At 47.8% G+C, this 15,675-nt stretch carries 19 protein-coding genes, 1 riboswitch and 1 other annotated feature (1 of these 21 cut by a window edge); of the genes, 5 read left to right on the top strand and 14 right to left on the bottom strand.

The genetic code is table 11. From position 1 onward, the window contains the following. Positions 1-27 precede the first annotated feature (27 nt). Positions 28-207, bottom strand: coding sequence for a hypothetical protein (locus ASG16_RS10745; protein ID WP_012684743.1), 180 nt, complete (start codon positions 205-207; stop codon positions 28-30). Between the two features lie 21 nt (positions 208-228). Continuing rightward, positions 229-459: a YneF family protein gene (locus ASG16_RS10750; protein ID WP_047073685.1), complete on the bottom strand. Its 231-nt coding sequence runs from the start codon at positions 457-459 to the stop codon at positions 229-231. A gap of 161 nt (positions 460-620) precedes the next feature. Between ASG16_RS10750 and ASG16_RS10755 the strand changes: the two genes are divergently transcribed. After that, positions 621-1,409 carry an N-acetylmuramoyl-L-alanine amidase family protein gene (locus ASG16_RS10755; RefSeq protein WP_056490217.1) on the top strand — a complete coding sequence of 263 codons (789 nt, stop codon included), beginning with the start codon at positions 621-623 and terminating at the stop codon, positions 1,407-1,409. Between the two features lie 9 nt (positions 1,410-1,418). Here ASG16_RS10755 and prpE read toward each other — a convergent pair whose 3' ends face one another. The 7 genes from prpE to ASG16_RS10790 all read right to left on the bottom strand — a co-directional run bounded on the left by prpE (position 1,419) and on the right by ASG16_RS10790 (position 6,977). Further along, on the bottom strand, positions 1,419-2,243 hold the full coding sequence (gene prpE, locus ASG16_RS10760) for a bis(5'-nucleosyl)-tetraphosphatase PrpE (protein ID WP_056490219.1): 825 nt from the start codon (positions 2,241-2,243) through the stop codon (positions 1,419-1,421). Between the two features lie 175 nt (positions 2,244-2,418). Beyond that, positions 2,419-3,048: a response regulator gene (locus tag ASG16_RS10765; protein ID WP_007721557.1), complete on the bottom strand. Its 630-nt coding sequence runs from the start codon at positions 3,046-3,048 to the stop codon at positions 2,419-2,421. 7 nt (positions 3,049-3,055) lie between these two features. Then, entirely contained in the window at positions 3,056-4,204 is a 1,149-nt protein-coding gene (locus ASG16_RS10770; RefSeq protein ID WP_056490224.1) for a HAMP domain-containing sensor histidine kinase, read from the bottom strand. A gap of 13 nt (positions 4,205-4,217) precedes the next feature. Beyond that, positions 4,218-5,108 carry a cell wall-active antibiotics response protein LiaF gene (gene liaF / locus ASG16_RS10775; RefSeq protein ID WP_056490227.1) on the bottom strand — a complete coding sequence of 297 codons (891 nt, stop codon included), beginning with the start codon at positions 5,106-5,108 and terminating at the stop codon, positions 4,218-4,220. Positions 5,109-5,122: 14 nt separating this feature from the next. Beyond that, positions 5,123-5,701 (bottom strand): class I SAM-dependent methyltransferase, encoded by a 579-nt coding sequence (locus ASG16_RS10780; protein ID WP_048031408.1) that lies wholly within the window; start codon positions 5,699-5,701, stop codon positions 5,123-5,125. A 94-nt stretch (positions 5,702-5,795) separates the two neighbouring features. Further along, positions 5,796-6,491, bottom strand: a complete 696-nt coding sequence (locus tag ASG16_RS10785; RefSeq protein WP_056490228.1) for a PspA/IM30 family protein — start codon at positions 6,489-6,491, stop codon at positions 5,796-5,798. An 84-nt stretch (positions 6,492-6,575) separates the two neighbouring features. Continuing rightward, positions 6,576-6,977, bottom strand: coding sequence for a LiaF transmembrane domain-containing protein (locus ASG16_RS10790; protein WP_056490229.1), 402 nt, complete (start codon positions 6,975-6,977; stop codon positions 6,576-6,578). A gap of 318 nt (positions 6,978-7,295) precedes the next feature. Continuing rightward, positions 7,296-7,435, top strand: a riboswitch (cyclic di-AMP (ydaO/yuaA leader). A gap of 4 nt (positions 7,436-7,439) precedes the next feature. Here ASG16_RS10790 and ASG16_RS10795 point away from each other — a divergent pair. The 3 genes from ASG16_RS10795 (at position 7,440) to ASG16_RS10805 (ending at position 10,281) form a co-directional block, all read left to right on the top strand. Beyond that, complete coding sequence (locus ASG16_RS10795; RefSeq protein ID WP_056490231.1) at positions 7,440-7,961, top strand: C40 family peptidase; 522 nt, start codon at positions 7,440-7,442, stop codon at positions 7,959-7,961. A 214-nt stretch (positions 7,962-8,175) separates the two neighbouring features. Continuing rightward, a complete protein-coding gene (locus tag ASG16_RS10800; protein WP_056490234.1) occupies positions 8,176-8,895 on the top strand; it encodes a response regulator transcription factor in 720 nt (239 codons plus the stop codon). Further along, entirely contained in the window at positions 8,896-10,281 is a 1,386-nt protein-coding gene (locus ASG16_RS10805) for a sensor histidine kinase (protein ID WP_048031403.1), read from the top strand. 190 nt (positions 10,282-10,471) lie between these two features. Here ASG16_RS10805 and ASG16_RS10810 read toward each other — a convergent pair whose 3' ends face one another. From ASG16_RS10810 to ASG16_RS10820, 3 genes are all read right to left on the bottom strand, one after another. Further along, the gene (locus ASG16_RS10810; protein WP_056490236.1) at positions 10,472-11,812 is read right to left on the bottom strand and encodes a cytochrome P450; all 1,341 of its coding nucleotides are present in this window, start codon (positions 11,810-11,812) and stop codon (positions 10,472-10,474) included. A gap of 110 nt (positions 11,813-11,922) precedes the next feature. Next, on the bottom strand, positions 11,923-12,486 hold the full coding sequence (locus tag ASG16_RS10815) for a biotin transporter BioY (protein ID WP_056490238.1): 564 nt from the start codon (positions 12,484-12,486) through the stop codon (positions 11,923-11,925). Positions 12,487-12,580: 94 nt separating this feature from the next. Next, a complete protein-coding gene (locus ASG16_RS10820; protein ID WP_056490241.1) occupies positions 12,581-13,153 on the bottom strand; it encodes a hypothetical protein in 573 nt (190 codons plus the stop codon). A 96-nt stretch (positions 13,154-13,249) separates the two neighbouring features. Here ASG16_RS10820 and ASG16_RS10825 point away from each other — a divergent pair, with 96 nt between their 5' ends. Then, a complete protein-coding gene (locus tag ASG16_RS10825) occupies positions 13,250-13,615 on the top strand; it encodes a hypothetical protein (protein ID WP_241970737.1) in 366 nt (121 codons plus the stop codon). 115 nt (positions 13,616-13,730) lie between these two features. Here ASG16_RS10825 and yhfH read toward each other — a convergent pair whose 3' ends face one another. Together yhfH and ilvA are read right to left on the bottom strand one after the other, a co-directional pair. After that, positions 13,731-13,892 carry a protein YhfH gene (gene yhfH, locus ASG16_RS10830; protein WP_082195876.1) on the bottom strand — a complete coding sequence of 54 codons (162 nt, stop codon included), beginning with the start codon at positions 13,890-13,892 and terminating at the stop codon, positions 13,731-13,733. A 181-nt stretch (positions 13,893-14,073) separates the two neighbouring features. Next, the gene (gene ilvA, locus ASG16_RS10835) at positions 14,074-15,321 is read right to left on the bottom strand and encodes a threonine ammonia-lyase IlvA (RefSeq protein ID WP_056490244.1); all 1,248 of its coding nucleotides are present in this window, start codon (positions 15,319-15,321) and stop codon (positions 14,074-14,076) included. Positions 15,322-15,420: 99 nt separating this feature from the next. Then, positions 15,421-15,675, bottom strand: a binding site (T-box leader) (it continues 5 nt past the right edge of the window).

Genomic DNA, 15,675 nt, shown 5'->3' on the forward strand with positions numbered 1-15,675 from the left:
CCTGGCATCATTCGCCAGGCTCTTCCCCTACTCTTGCTTTCTTTTTTTCATACGTAAAATGATGCCGTCAATGAGCAGTCCAATCCCCGCTCCGTAAAAAGGGGCCGCAAACCGAGTTCCTTCAGCTAGCGGCAGGTCTTTCAAATACACGATAAACACTCCAACAATAAAACCGATCATCGTGTAGCGCAGCCGGGTCGCCCCCATTAAACGACACTCCCTTTCACGCTACTTCCCGAATTTATTTGGCATTTTCATGTTTTTCATCGTACGGCTCATCTGTTTAAGCTGCTTTTGGTTGAGATTCATCCCCATTGAACGGGCCATGGCTTGAAGCTGCTTTTCGTCCATTTGCATGTTGGACATTTGTTTTTTCAATAAATAAGTCCCTCCATAAAATCCACCAGCGAGACCGATTAACAATGTAACAATTGGAATTACCCAGTTGTACCAAGCCATCAATACATTACCATCCTCTATACGTAATTATGAACTCTTTTATTGTACCATAGTTGGGCTATCTTCTGTAAATTGTGATTAGAAAACTTGGAAAATGAGAACACTGCCCTCAACAACATCTTTGTTTCAAGCATATTCTAATAGCAAGAGGTGAAACAACCATGACTCCAATTGTGATTCTGGACGCTGGACACGGTGGCAGCGATCCTGGCGGAGGCAACAACGCGCAATTTACCGAGAAAGATATGAATTTGCAAATATCACTCTACCAATATAATCGCTTTTTGGCCCTAAATATTCCTGTCGCGATCACACGGACAACCGATGTGACTCTGACAAGTGAGGATCGGACTGCCCTGGTTCGAAACATCGGCGCTCGCTACTGTATATCCAACCATATTAACTCAGGTGGCGGCCGAGGCTCCGAGGTCATTTACTCGATTTATGGCCCCCCAACCTTTCCCCAATTGATCCAGGATGCCCTGGCAGCGGAAGGGATGCCGAATCGACGCATTTTTACGCGAACACTGCCAGATAATCCACGACTCGATTACTACTTCATGCACCGGGAGACTGGCAGCGTGGAGACAGTAATCGTCGAATACGGCTTTGCTGACAATGCTTTGGACGCAAATAAACTGCAACAGGATTGGCGAGATCTCGCGGAAGGGGTAGTCCGGGCATTTTGCACGTACGCTAAACTTCCCTACCAGCCCCCTACTACTCCCACTTCTACTCCAAAACCTACTGCAGCACCGACCCTTGCTCCCACCACTTCTCCTGGAAACGGAGGAGGGAATGTGCCTGACTGGAAGCAGGAAGCCGTCAACTGGCTGTATGATCAAGGCTTATTAACCGACGAACAATGGCGTCAACAGCCTGACCAACCTCTGCCACTCTGGGCACAGGCTGTCATCCTGAAGCGTTTATTCGAAAAGCTTAAAACGTAACGTCTCCCTTTAATCGTCTGCCTTAAAACGGGTAAGCGGCGTATCCGCTAAGCCCGAATAGTTTCTTTTTGCTGGCACACTCACCAATTCGTCCTCTGGGTAGCGATAGGCGGTTAACATTCCGCCGAACACACATCCTTGGTCGATGTTGATGGTGCCATTTTTTCGTTTTGGCTCTGGATGCGGATCATGTCCCCATACGATTATGGGCGAAGTCACTTTTCGTTCTTTTGCCCATTCTCTACGGATCGGGCGCCCATCCGGTCCCGTCCCTGCCACATCGCCATATCGGCAAAACGTGTACACCGCAGGCGAATCCATTCCTATGTAATCATCGCGAATCCCCGCATGAACGGCGACCGCTACTATTTTTTCATTCCGTTTGATGATCATGTGCGAAGGCGAAGAAAATAGCAATCTGCGACTCTGTTCTCGCAGCAAGGAGGCCTTCTTCGGTCCGTATTCTTGCTGATACAGCCGAATCTCCTCTTCTACCTTTTCATCTCCGTGAGCCAATGTCACTGGTCTGCCATCCAACCAGCGAGCTACTTTCCATCCGTGGTTACTATCTACCATCTCAGCCAGACCTGCCGTGACATGATGGTGAAAAAATTGCAGCATCTTGATTGAGTAAGGCCCACGACTCGTGATATCACCGAGGGAAAGGAGCTTTCGGCCGTGGGGATGGCGATATGTTCCGTCTCGGGTTTGTTCATATCCCAAGCGTTTGAGCAATTCAATAAATTCGTCGTAACAGCCGTGAACATCGCCGACGATATCCACACCATTGTCAGCCGAAAGCACCTTGGAGCGTGTTTGAGGTTTGTGTTTCATAGCCCGTCCCTCCTTTCCGTCATCTATCATTCGTTACTTACTATCTTTACCACATCTGCGAAAAAAACTCACGGCTTGTGTATAAGAAAAACGGTTTAAACAAGTAAACGCGCGAAAGAGCCCCTGTTACCCGAGGAGCTTTTTGGCGCGTTTACCTTTTCATGATGGTATGTGATTAGCCTAAGCTATGTGTATGAACGTAAATAGCCGCTTGCGTGCGATCCTCCACATTCAGCTTGGCAAGAATGTTGCTCACATGAGTCTTGACCGTTTTGATCCCGATAATCAGCTCATCTGCAATCTCCTGGTTGGACTTGCCCTGACCGATCAGCTTCAAAACCTCCAATTCACGCGGCGTCAGTTGCTCATGGGGATGGGACTCTTGACCGTGACGGAAACGGGCCATAATTTTTCCTGCTACCCTCGATTCCAAAACTGGCTCACCCGCCGCAGCAGAGCGGATTGCCTTTGCGATCTCGGCCGCACGTGAAGTCTTCAGCAAGTAGCTGAATGCCCCCGCTTCAATGACCGGATATACCTTTTCATCATCAATAAAGCTGGTCAAAACAATAACCTTACTGGAAGGACAGCTTTCACGAATACGCCGAGTCGCTTCCACACCACCGATGCCTTCCATGACCAAATCCATCAGAACGACATCCGGGCGCAGCTCTTGCGTCATCCGCACGCCTTCTTCTCCACTGCCTGCCTCTGCTACGACTTCAATATCGTCCTCTGTAGACAAATAAGCAGCCAGACCCATCCGAACCATTTCGTGATCATCTACCAGTAGTACCCGAATCACCGAGCCTTCACCCTTCCCGTTCCGTCTGTGACATTAGAGGAATACGCACCTCAATTTGCGTCCCCTTCCCAATTGCCGAGTAAATCTCCATGGAGCCTCCGACCTCTGCAACGCGCTCTTGCATACTGCGTAAACCGTAGGACGTCATTTTCTCCCCATCCGGATCAAAACCAACACCGTCATCCGTTACTCGCAGGCGAACCTGCTCTTGCAGCGTAAACAGCTTCACTGTAATCTGGGTAGCTCTGGCATGCCGCAATGTATTGGACAAGGATTCCTGCAAAATGCGGAATAAATGATCTTCAATTCCACTCGGCAAGCCTTCGACGTCTTCGATCTCCCAAGTTAGCTGCATGGTATTTTTACGCGTCAGTTCATCTAAAAGTTCCAGAACGGCTTCCTTCAATGACTTGTTTTGCAACGTAGCCGGACGAAGATGCAAGAGCAATGCCCTCATCTCCGCTTGTGCAGCTGCTGCCATCTCTTCGACCAATTCAATCTGTTGTGCTGCACGTTGAGGATTCTTTTCTACAAGCCGCTTCATCGCCGCCGTCGTCATAGCGATGGCGAACAGTTGCTGGCTAACTGCATCATGCAGTTCTCTCGCCAATCTCTGTCGCTCCTCTGTTACCGCTGCATGCTTCAATTGTTCTGCGAGAGCCGCATTGTGGTTCGACAGCCGCTGCAAGGATGCCACTTGCTCTTCCCATTGCGAAGCCAAGCGATTGATCTGCCATCCTAATTCGCCAACTTCATCGACTCCCAATTCGGGGACCCGATACGACAGCATCCCGCGCCCAAGTTTCATGGCAGCTTCCCACAGTACACTGAGTCTCTTTTTCAACAAATTCCCGATGATATAGGAAATGATTAATGCTACTAAGACACCTGCAGGCAAAGAGACAACAAAAGCAGCAAGCTGAATCAAGCCCTCTGGATCAGCAGGCAGATTGATGCCTATATATTCTTCAAGCCACCACACGAAGTTGCGGTCGCTGATTACTTCGTTGTACCACCGATGAATCCCCGGGTGATCTCTCCATAAAAAGTATAGCCAAAAGAAACAAATAAACGCGGCAGTAACTGCACTGACGGCCAGTAACATGCCATAGCGCACGTATTGCCACTGAATACTTGCCAATCGCTGTCGACGCATCCGCCAGTACCTCCTAGATGTACTTGACTTTTATATCGCCGACAAGCAGCGAGATATGCAAGTTTACTTTTTGCAATGCTTCATCATACTGATCTGAACGAATCTTAACACTACGATTGATACCTCCCTGACGGTGGCTTAGCACCTCCAGATCACCAATACTCAACCCTGCCGTTACCGATACAGGAAGATCGACAGGCACATAAATCGTCACATCGCCTACCCAGCCCTCTACGACAAGAATCGCCTCATCCCGTATCAACACTGCCCGGGAAAGATCAATCACAACATCCCCGATTCCATGCCAGACATGTAAGTGATTCAGTTCAAAACGCCCCGAGGTCAGGTGATAATCTCCAATCAGAGAACTGCGGGAATCTTTTGGCAACGTGTCGTCAGGTGATGAAGACATTCCATCGTGATGAGGAATTTTGCCACCAACATGCTTCCATTTATTCCAGTTGTCTCGCCAAGGGCGTTCCTCAGTTGAAACCTTTACGTCACTCTGAACACTCGCATCACTTGTCAAAATCGTTTCCGCAGCAGATGGAGTCTCCCTATCGCCTAAAGGTTGATTCACACGTTGATCTTGTCTGCTGCTCTTGCCCCGAATCAACTGAAACCCGAAATAAATAAACACGATTGGCACTGCAATCTGGAACAAATCATCGATCCCGACACCAAACCACATATCCATCGCGATGATGGTCCCCAGGGAGATTAGAATCCCTCCGCCAATCCTAGTTTTCTGCCCCCACAAACGAAGGCCGAAATAAATAAGCACCATCGGCCACAAATCAAACAGACCGAACGAAATGATACCCAAACTATCTAACAAAAGGCCGATTCCCGTAAAAATAATCAGGATACCAGCCAACATTTTGTGCAAACGGGACAGTTTCACAAAAGTCTCCTCTCTCACGCCCCATGCTGATCGTTTTCACTTTGACCATTACGACAGGTATAGATGAATGCAGGCGGAATGTTCAACAGGGTAAAGTCGATCTTGACCCGGGGAAAACGATCCTGCAACTCAGCTTGGAGTTGTAGCGAATATTGGAATGTAATAAATAGGCCCCCTGGCTTCAGTACAGATTGAACTTCGTCCAGAATTGCTGCCCGCAGCTCTTGTGGAAAATTGGCGAATGGCAGACCTGAGATAATGACATCTGCACCTGCAAGGTTCTGCTCCTCCAAGTAAGACCTAAGTTTAGTCGCTTCCTCCCTGACAGGAAGATCGGGAAAACGTGATTGAAGCATAGAGCGAAAATGGGAATCTCGTTCCACAAGCACGTACTGTGTGCCGGGACGCAAGCGCTGATAGATCGTTTGAGTAAATGCCCCTGTACCAGGTCCCAGCTCCAGGATCACATCGGTTGAAGCCCAATCGACGCTTTTCAACATTTGCTCACATAAAAAACGAGAGCTGGGGATTATACTACCGACGCGTCCAGGCTCAGCGATAAACCGTCGCAAAAAGACCAAGAAGTCCTGCAAGAATCGTACCTCCTAGGGGAAAAGCAGCCTGATATACACAGGCTGCCGAATTGACACAATCTATTCTACACCCAGTCCCCCAGTTCCTGTCGAATTAGGATTGTACTGGTTTAGCTACCGGTGTTTTCACTTCATTGATGGATGCTTTGATACTGGCAAGTTCTGCATCGAGATCATCCTTTTCCAGGTCAGACAAAGCGTTCTCCCAAGCGCGGTTCGTTTGGCGCCATTGTCCACTCATTTGCGCTTCTGCTTCCATGCGCATGACTTTCTCTTCCATGCGGGCGAAGCCACGGCCTGCGGACTGATTGCCGATACCGACAACTGCTTGATTCACTTGCTTTTGTGTACGAGCTACTTGTGCACGTGCCATCAGTGTGAACCTTTTCGCACGCATTTTATAGAACTCTTCCTTCAGCTCAGCCAGCTTCTCTCGCATTTGCGTAGCAGACTCGGATGCTGACAGGTAGAGAGCCTCATATTCCGCTGCACGGCCTTCATACTGCTTCTTGTCAGCGAGTGCTCGACGAGCCAACTCATCTTCTCCCTCAGTCAAGGCGAGCTTGACTTGACGATCGCGTTTTTCGATCAGAGCATTGGCTTCGTCCAATTGCTGGCGGAATTTCTTTTCCAGTGCAACCTGACGGGCAACCGCTACTTCAACTTGTCCGATTTCTACTTCCATGTCACGCATATATTGATTCAGCATTACTACCGGATCTTCCATCGAATCCAATGCATCATTTACCGAAGCTACTGTCAGGTCACGCAAACGTTTAAAGATACTCATTATTTTTTCCTCCTCATCATATCACATCATATTGTTCATCCAAAAGACTCTTGCGACACAGTGTTATTGCGGTTACCAAAACGCTTAGGACCGTTTGGTTACGTTTCTTTCCCAAGTGTCTAGCGTATCTTCCTTTAATACTTTTTGGGCCCATTCACGCTCCCAAGCAGGTGGAGCTTGTTTAGGTTCTTGGCTGGGACGCAGTAAGCGATATCCCAGATAAATCACCCCAATGGCCAGAAGTGCGTGAAATAGTAGGTCAAGCTTGCCAATCAACATCAGGAACCCGAATAGGAAGACCAGGATTCCCCAAAAGCGTGAACCGGTTTGTCCCATAATCTTTTTGGCACCGTATATCATGATCACACCGGGAATGATGAACCCGAGCAAGTCTCCGATATCGATACCCACCAGATCTAGTAGAACCAACCCACCGACTAGCAGCAGAACCAGCCCGAGTAGAACTTTGCCAGACCGTTCGCTCATTACTCGCTTACCTCCATTCGTTTTGCATGTGGTGCTTGTGGAACGTTATGCCCTTATTGTAGCCCTCGGTATAGGCTTCCCATAACGGGCGTGCGGTTGGTTTTTCCCTCCGTCCTTGGACGGAGACAATTTCCTGCCCTAATCGGACGAGCTGTCCCACATGGCAGAACCAGCCCGCGTCGAAAGGCGGCTTGCACTGTCAAACGAAAACGTTACAGCATTTGACGGCATTTCTGTGACGAATATGTGAACGAACAGATAAAAAGAAGGAAAAAAAGGACTCGCGTAGAATCTTCGTAAGAGTGCGTGTAAAAAAACATCGAAAAATAGCCGAATTCCGCTTGGCGGAAACGGGGGAACCACGTTTTTGGGGTGAATGGTTGCTACTCCTAGCAGCCTAGGGCGTCCTTTCGACCGAACCCTTCAGCTAACCTCGTAGGCTCACGAAGGGAGCAGTTTCTTTTGCGCAAGGTGGTTTTATCTTTATTTATGGCTGGATTGCTTGCTATGGGGGCAGGCGCTGCACAGGCTGCTGAGGAGAATTCTCTCAATGAAGTAGTCAGCGACTTGTACGGTACCCCTTACAAATCATCTGGCACGTCCAAAAAAGGCTTTGACTGCTCCGGTTTCACGCGCTACGTATTTGATGCGTTAGGTGTAGACCTGCCTCACAATTCTGCTTCCCAGTACGAATTAGGTACAGAGGTAGCCAGAAAAGATTTGCAGCCAGGCGATCTCGTGTTCTTCAATACGAACGGTCGCAGCATTTCTCACGTGGGTATCTACATTGGAGACGGCACATTCGTGCACTCGGAATCTGGTCGTGGAGTCGTCAACACCAAGTTGAACGATCCATACTACTGGAGCAAGCGTTATGTAGGCGCCAAGCGTCTCAGCGTTCCTGTTCTAGCAAAAGCAGAAATTCCGAAAAAGGAAAAAGCGGTGCAAGCTGCATCGTTGCCGGAAAAACCAGCTCAAAAATAGTCGTTCGGCAAAATAATAAAAGCCAGGGACACTCCGTCTCTGGCTTTTTCTGACGAAATTTAGTACCTGGTCTAAAGAGGTACCCCCATATATTCGAACAACTTAATAACTTACGGGGTTTCTTCCCCTGATCAAGTCAAACCATGTTATGATAGACAAGACCCATTCTTTGAATGGTATTCCTTATTAATAGAAGTAACTGGGGGTTGTTCCGGTGAAAGAACACATTTTAATTGTCGATGACAATCTGGAGATTATTGAACTGCTAGAAGACATTTTGGAGAACGAGGGCTTCACCGTTTCCTCCGCAGAGAGCGGAGAAGATGCACTCTCCCTGCTCAGCCAAGGAGACCGACCCAACCTGATCCTTTTGGATATTATGATGCCCAACATGAGTGGCTACGAGCTTTGTTCTCAAATTCGCCGTGAATGGGATTTGCCTATACTGTTTCTCAGTGCAAAAGGAAAAGCGGTAGATAAGGTAGTTGGCTTCGAAATCGGTGCAGACGATTACATCACGAAGCCCTTTGATACAGAAGAGCTGCTCGCTCGCATTCGTGCCCACCTGCGCCGCTATGAGCGCATTCGCAAGCATACGGAAGAGCAGCCTGAGAAGGAAACGGCCTCTTCTCCGATTACCGTTTTGAAATTCAAGGACCTAGAAATTCATAAAGAAACGTATTCCGTTTATGTATGTAATCAAAAGATTGAGCTCTCGACAAAAGAATTTCAACTGCTCACATTCCTCGCAGAAAATGCGGGCATCGTCTTTACAAGAGAGCAAATCTATGACCGCGTCTGGGGATATGGTTATGGCTCGCTCAATACAGTGACCGTCCATATCAAAAACCTCCGTGAAAAATTGGAAACAGAGCGTCAGTTCATTAAAACACAATGGGGGACAGGCTACGTATTTATCGGGGAGAAGCTTTAAATGAGCTTACGTAATAAAATTTTTCTCTCCTTCATTGCCTTGATCACACTCAACATCTTGTTGTTTAAATTTGTTTTTCAAGACATTATTGTCGCTCAACTCAAAAATGATCGGCATAATCAGTACCAGGCTGAGAAGGAAGCCGCAGAGAAGGTCATGCTCAATCAATTGCTTCTCGTCAGTAATTTCAAGGACCCCATCGAGCGTTTGGAGCTTGAAAAGCAGTTGCCAGACGACGTGATGTACCGCATGCTCGTGAAGGATGCCAATGGAAACACCATCTACAGCAAAACATCACGCGCCTATAATTTGAAAATGCCTTCTCCCTCCGCATCAAACCGTGGCGATTCTGCCAAGCAAAGTGACCTCAAAGTAGTCGCTGAGTACCATTTTCAGCAGGAGCCACCGCGTACGGGGGAGATCGTTGTTTATTTCTACACAGATGATTATGACATGATGGCTACGACAGGGGTTTCCATGATGCTTTGGTTTATTTATGGAAGCATTAGTCTGGTGGGATTGGTTCTGCTCGCTTTGTTCGTTCGCTGGATACTACGACCCGTGAACGAATTATCGCGCGTCACCCAAGAAATCCAGGAAGGGAAACGGTTAGTCACATTTACGTATCGCTCGCATGATGAGTTTGGACAACTCTTTCGATATTTTGGGGATATGGTTGATGAGCTTCGCTTAGCGGAAGAAAGACAGGCCGAAATGATTGCTTCGATCGCCCACGACTTCCGTACACCACTCACCACGATTAAAGGATATGCGTCCTATATCGGTTCCGGTCGTGTGACGGATATGACCAAAATACAGAAACAGATGAGTAAAATCGAGCTAAAAACGACGGACTTGGAAAAACTGCTGGATGAGTTGCAGGACTTCACCGCCCAAAGCTCCGAAGTCCGACTCAACATTAACCGCATTCATGTCAAAAGCTTCTTGAGAGGAATCATTGAGGACTATTTGCCGAGAATCAAAGAGGCAGGCCTCACCTTTCACTGGAAGCTGCGTATCTCCAATGAACTACACATCGAAGCGGATGAGACCAAGCTGCGTCGTGTCATGGAAAACTTGTTGAACAACGCCATTCACTACAATAAACCGGATGGCTCCATTTACCTGACTTGTGATCAGCGAGAAGGGCATGTCCTTTTTACTGTGATCGACAAGGGAGAAGGAATCGCCTCTGAAGACTTGCCGAAGATTTTCACCAAGTTTTATCGGGCGGAAAAATCACGAAATCGCAACAGTGGCGGTACAGGCTTAGGCTTAACAATTTGCAAGAGCATCGTCCGGCTTCACGGCGGAGATCTGATGGTCAACAGTGAACTGGGAATGGGAAGCAGTTTCTCCTTCACCATCCCCTTCTTCCATGGGTAGCTTTCACAAGCTACCCTTACTTTATATAGATTTATTCCTAGTTAATTATTTCTTTATATTTTACTTGTAAAATAATTTTTGTAAGCATGTTGCTTTCAGTGATAAATAACCCCCAGTTCGGTATCTGACACAATCGGCGAAACCGTAGTGATAAGATGCCTCTTTTTTTGCTCTCTATTTCCATTTTTTTCTATCTCTTCTCCAAACGCATCGGCAGTCCGTTCTTGGGTCGCAAGGTGACCAACGGCTCGGGCTCTACTGCCTGATTCGGTTCAGCCAGTCGTAGTCGATACCGCTGTGCGATCGTCGCCAATAGCAAAGCTGCCTCCATCAAAGCAAAGTTGTTCCCGATACAAACACGCGGCCCACCGCCAAAAGGAAAATACGCATAAGCTGGATTTCGTTTTAAGAGGTCACTGTCAAAACGCTCTGGAATGAATTGTTCAGGCTGCTCATAATAGCGTGGGTTACGGTGCATGACATATTGGCTCATCATCAGCGTATCGCCAGGCTTGTACGTGTGACCGCCTATCTCAACCTCTTCTACCACTTCCCGGTTAATCGTCCAGGCCGCAGGATAGAGCCTCAGCGTTTCCTGTACAATAAGATTCGTATACTTCAACTGGGGAAGATCCTCGACTGTCGGCAGCTTTTCACATAGCACCGTCGATAGCTCGTCATGCAGCTTTTTCTCCACCTCGGGATGAGTAGCCAGCAAATAGAAAATCCACGACATGGTATTCGCAGTCGTCTCATGGCCAGCTACAAAAATGGTCATGACCTCGTCGCGCACCTGCTCATCTGTCATTCCTTCCCCATCATCTTCATCACGCGCAGCTAAAAGCATCCCCAACAAGTCCTTGTGCTCTTCTCCATTGCTATTACGACGAGCTTCGATCAAGGAGTAGATCGTTTTGTCCAGCAGCTCACTCGACTCCAGGAACTCCCGATTGCTTTTGGTGGGTACGGACAACGGAATGTCGATAAAAGAGGAGCCTTTGTTTGCCACGTATTTCAAACCGACATCGATGGCATGTCCAATCTGATCGGCACCTTCCTTGACGGTTTTGCCGAACATAGTCTCCGTAATGATCGCAAGGGTTACTTTCATCATGTCTGAGTGAATATCGCGCAGCTCCCCTGTTTTCCAATCCGACATAAGATCAACTGCTTGGCGGACCATCACCCCTCCGTAGTTGGCAATACGCTCTCGATGAAAAGCTGGCTGCATAAGACGCCGTTGTCGCAGATGCTTTTTTCCTTCACTAGTGAGAATTCCATCCCCTACAACAGGTCGTGCCGCCTGTAGTCCTTTCCCTTTTCGAAAATGCGCCTGCTTGCTGACCAAAACCTCTTTGATGTGATCCGGATTCGTTAACAGGTAAACATGGCGGGAAGGACCGAAGCGAAAATGGACGACTTCTCCATGTTCTTCTGCTGCGTCGCGGATGAACTGAAGCGGCGATCGGCGAAATGCCATCAAGTTCCCTGAGATCGGAAGGCCTTTTGGGCCGGTTATCGTGATATTCATGCGTCTCCTCCTTTTTACATGCAAAATCCTACCGATAGTATCCGGCACGATAAGGAGATTATGCGAAAAAAAGCCACCCGAACTTCGGATGGCTTACGAAATCATTTTGTTTATCGTGTAACTGGTTGATCTGTGCGCAACAGACGAGAAGCAATCAGTCGCTCGCGCACCTTAATGCCAATCAGAGAAGCCAGAACTGCTTTGACAACTCCTACAACGAGGAAAGGCGTTACACCAAAAGCGATAGCTTTATCCCATGGAATGTCCATGACGTATTTGAGCTGTACAGTACCAAAGGCGAGTGTGACAAACATACCAATGATGTTGGCGATGATGGCGTTTTTCAAGGTAAATCTTGTTTTCTCCAAGTAGAGCCCGGTCACATAAGCGGTTGCAATAAACCCAAATATGTACCCGCCGGATTTGCCGACCAATATTTGCAAGCCGCCTTTTGCCTCGCTGAATACAGGCAATCCGACTGCACCGAGTAAAACGTAAATAACCAAAGCCAGTGTCCCGTATCGTCTTCCCAAAATAGTCGCCGTCAGCCCTACTGCTAACGTCTGCGCGGTAATCGGAATCAACGGCAAGGGAATAGTCACCTGCGACAATACCGCTGTCATTGCAGCAAAGATGGCAGAGAGCAATAGCCATCTCAAGCGTTCGTTTCTCATGCGTACTAGCCTCCGTTTTGTTAACTAAAAATATTATAAGGTTAACAAAATAATAATACGCATCTGCCCTTTTGTAAATCCCCGTTCTTTCCGCTTACCTTTTTGCTTGTTGATCCATGTGTAGCTGCAGCTTTTGAAGTGACTGAACTGTATGATCGATTAATTCGTTCAAGTCATCGATGTTGCCTTCATCAATTTTCCGATGAAAGTCCAGCGTCACCTGATTGGTTATTTGCTTCGGCGGCCAATCGATTCGCTGCTCCGCAAGCGTTGCCGATACTTTCTGTGTAATATAAGGCCGCTGACCCCAGATGTCATTGAGAATCGATGTGATTTCTCTCGCTTCTGCGGGCACATCTCTGTAATTTTCCATCTGCAAGTAAAAATGGATGCAAATCGTACATCCGATATGTTCTGTCAACGGCTGTTCTAGCTGCTCGGCTGCAATATCAGCTAACTGGGTACGAAGCTGCATCTCAGCACGGACAGCTACGGTATGATCATGTTGATCAGCCAGCTTGAACTCGATCTGAAACAGTCGATGGAACGTAGCCATATCCATGACATCCGAACGGCTCGTAATCGTGATTGCCCCTTCGAAGTCCCGGTCGTATACCGCACCTTCCAGCACAACCCTGATATTGTCAAAAACAAGCGGATGAAACATCTCGCGCCCTCCTTTTCCCAAACAATCGGGCCCTTTCTTTTTACAGTATATAGCATGCCTGCTTTCTACTTGTTTTGCAAGCAGACCGACTTCCCCATGGCGGTGCCTTCTGGAGAGTGGTACCATGAGAGTGATCCAACCTTTGAGGTGACAGCCATGTTTTTAATTGGAATTCTAATCGTTGTTGCAATCCTTGGTGAAATTATTCATCGTTTGAATCCATGGAAAAAGCCGGAACCAGCCTATGAGGATCTCGTCGCCCAAATTAAACAGACAGACTGGTACCAGGAGTTGTCTCGTGATCAGGCATGTCGTTACGTTCTGGACAACGATCCTCATGTCCAAGCCTACTATGCGAGTACGTATGAAGCCAAACGTCTCCTTACACAGGAAGGCTTTCAATTGGGGCTGATTGATTACGTCAAGCAGGAAGCTGCAAAGCACGCCGATAAACCGCGCTGACACGCGAAAAAGCCGTTGTTATGGAACAGCGGCTTTTTCTTTGAATAAAAAAAGGTATACCCGCCATGGCTCATGCCCTGTGGTACACCTGATTTATCCAGTATTCATGTTCGGCTTAGCGTTTTTGATGATAGTATTTGTAAGCGTCAAAGGATGCTTGCTCTTGGCAAGGTACGCATTCTGTTGCATATGATTCAGCTTGTTCGTGAATCATCTGACCACAAGCAGCACAGCATTTTGCTTCGAGATTGCGAAAGAAAGTAGTGATCGGCGTCATGATTAAAACCCCCCGTGTGTTATTATCTGTATTGTATTACAACAGCACCTGTTTTATAAAAGTTTGTTATAATACATTACGCCGATTTATCTTTCTCTCTCGCTCATTCTCTCTTCATTGCTCCTTTTTTCGCTGTATTCATACATTTTCGCAAATTCCGCATCTGTTGTAACACAAAGACCTAAATCAGCAGATTGAACAAATACGGATCATGTGTAATCTCTACATAGCGGATACTGTGCTGCTTCATCCGACTGACTAATGGCTGATAGTCATCTTTGCATTTCATTTCAATACCAACCAGCGCTGGACCATTTTCTTTGTTGTTCTTTTTCGTATACTCAAAGCGCGTGATATCATCGTGCGGCCCCAGTACTTTTTCCATAAACTCTCGCAAAGCTCCGGCACGCTGTGGGAAATTGATGACAAAATAGTGCTTCAAGCCCTCATGCAGCAGGGAGCGCTCCTTGATCTCTTGCATCCGGTCAATATCGTTGTTTCCACCGCTGATGACACACACTACGTTTTTCCCGGCGATTTGATCCCGATAGTAATCGAGAGCGGCAATCGACAAGGCACCCGCAGGTTCTACGACGATGGCATTGCTGTTATACAACTCCAAAATGGTTGTGCACACCCTGCCTTCTGGCACCAGCACGATGTCATCCAGCAGCTCCTGACAAATACTCATCGTTAGCTGCCCCACTTGCTTGACGGCTGCCCCATCGACAAACTTGTCAATTTCATCTAAGGTGACGACGTCGTTTTTCTCCAAAGCGGCTTGCATCGAAGCTGCTCCTGCCGGCTCCACACCAATGATCTGTGTGTTCGGGCTGATGCCTTTTACGTACGTTCCCACACCCGCTGCCAATCCACCTCCGCCGATACTCATAAAGACGAAATCAGCTGGTTCTTCCATGTCATTCATAATCTCCAGACCGACTGTTCCTTGTCCAGCCACCACTAATGGATCGTCAAACGGATGGACAAAGGTCCGATCTTCCTGAATGCAATACTTCATCGCCTCTGCAAATGAATCATCGAAGGTGTCACCGATCAATACAACTTCTACATAGGAGCCGCCAAACAGCTTGACCTGCGATATTTTTTGACGCGGGGTGGTCGCTGGCATAAAGATCGTGCCCTTGATTTCCAAATGGTTACACGAATAGGCTACACCCTGCGCATGGTTGCCCGCACTTGCACAGACGACACCACGCTCTCGCTCCATTGTGGAAAGATTCCGCATAAAATGATAAGCACCGCGGATTTTGAAGGAACGAACGACCTGCAAGTCTTCTCTTTTCAAATACACGTTGCAGCCGTAGCGCTCTGAAAGTACTTTGTTTTTTTGCAAGGGCGTCTTCTCCACCACGTCTTTCAATGCGTGATTGGCTACTACGATGTCTTCCACTCTGACCGTATGCATATATATGTTCCTCCTCAGTAACTTCTCTGTTGTTGTAGGGACCAGACCAAATCAAAAAGCCCCCGCCCCAAACCAGCTACGCACAAGTTGCGCACGGCTGGCTGAGACGAGGGCATCGCGGTACCACTCAGCTTCTCTGTCTTCCTCACGAAAAACAGACTTAGGAAGTTCACTATGAAACTCCCGTCCGATAACGAGGACGAATTCGTTGTCCTATACTCACTGGCTAGACAAGCTGATTTTCCAGGACAATGCTCCAAGGTGATTTTCAAAACAGGCTGGCGGCCATTCTTTCAGCACAGGGAACGGCTCTCTGCACGCTGCTTACTGTTTCTACTCTTCCTTTTCAACGCT

Origin of the sequence: Brevibacillus sp. Leaf182 (genome assembly GCF_001423865.2) — a bacterium.
GTDB lineage: Bacteria > Bacillota > Bacilli > Brevibacillales > Brevibacillaceae > Brevibacillus > Brevibacillus brevis_C.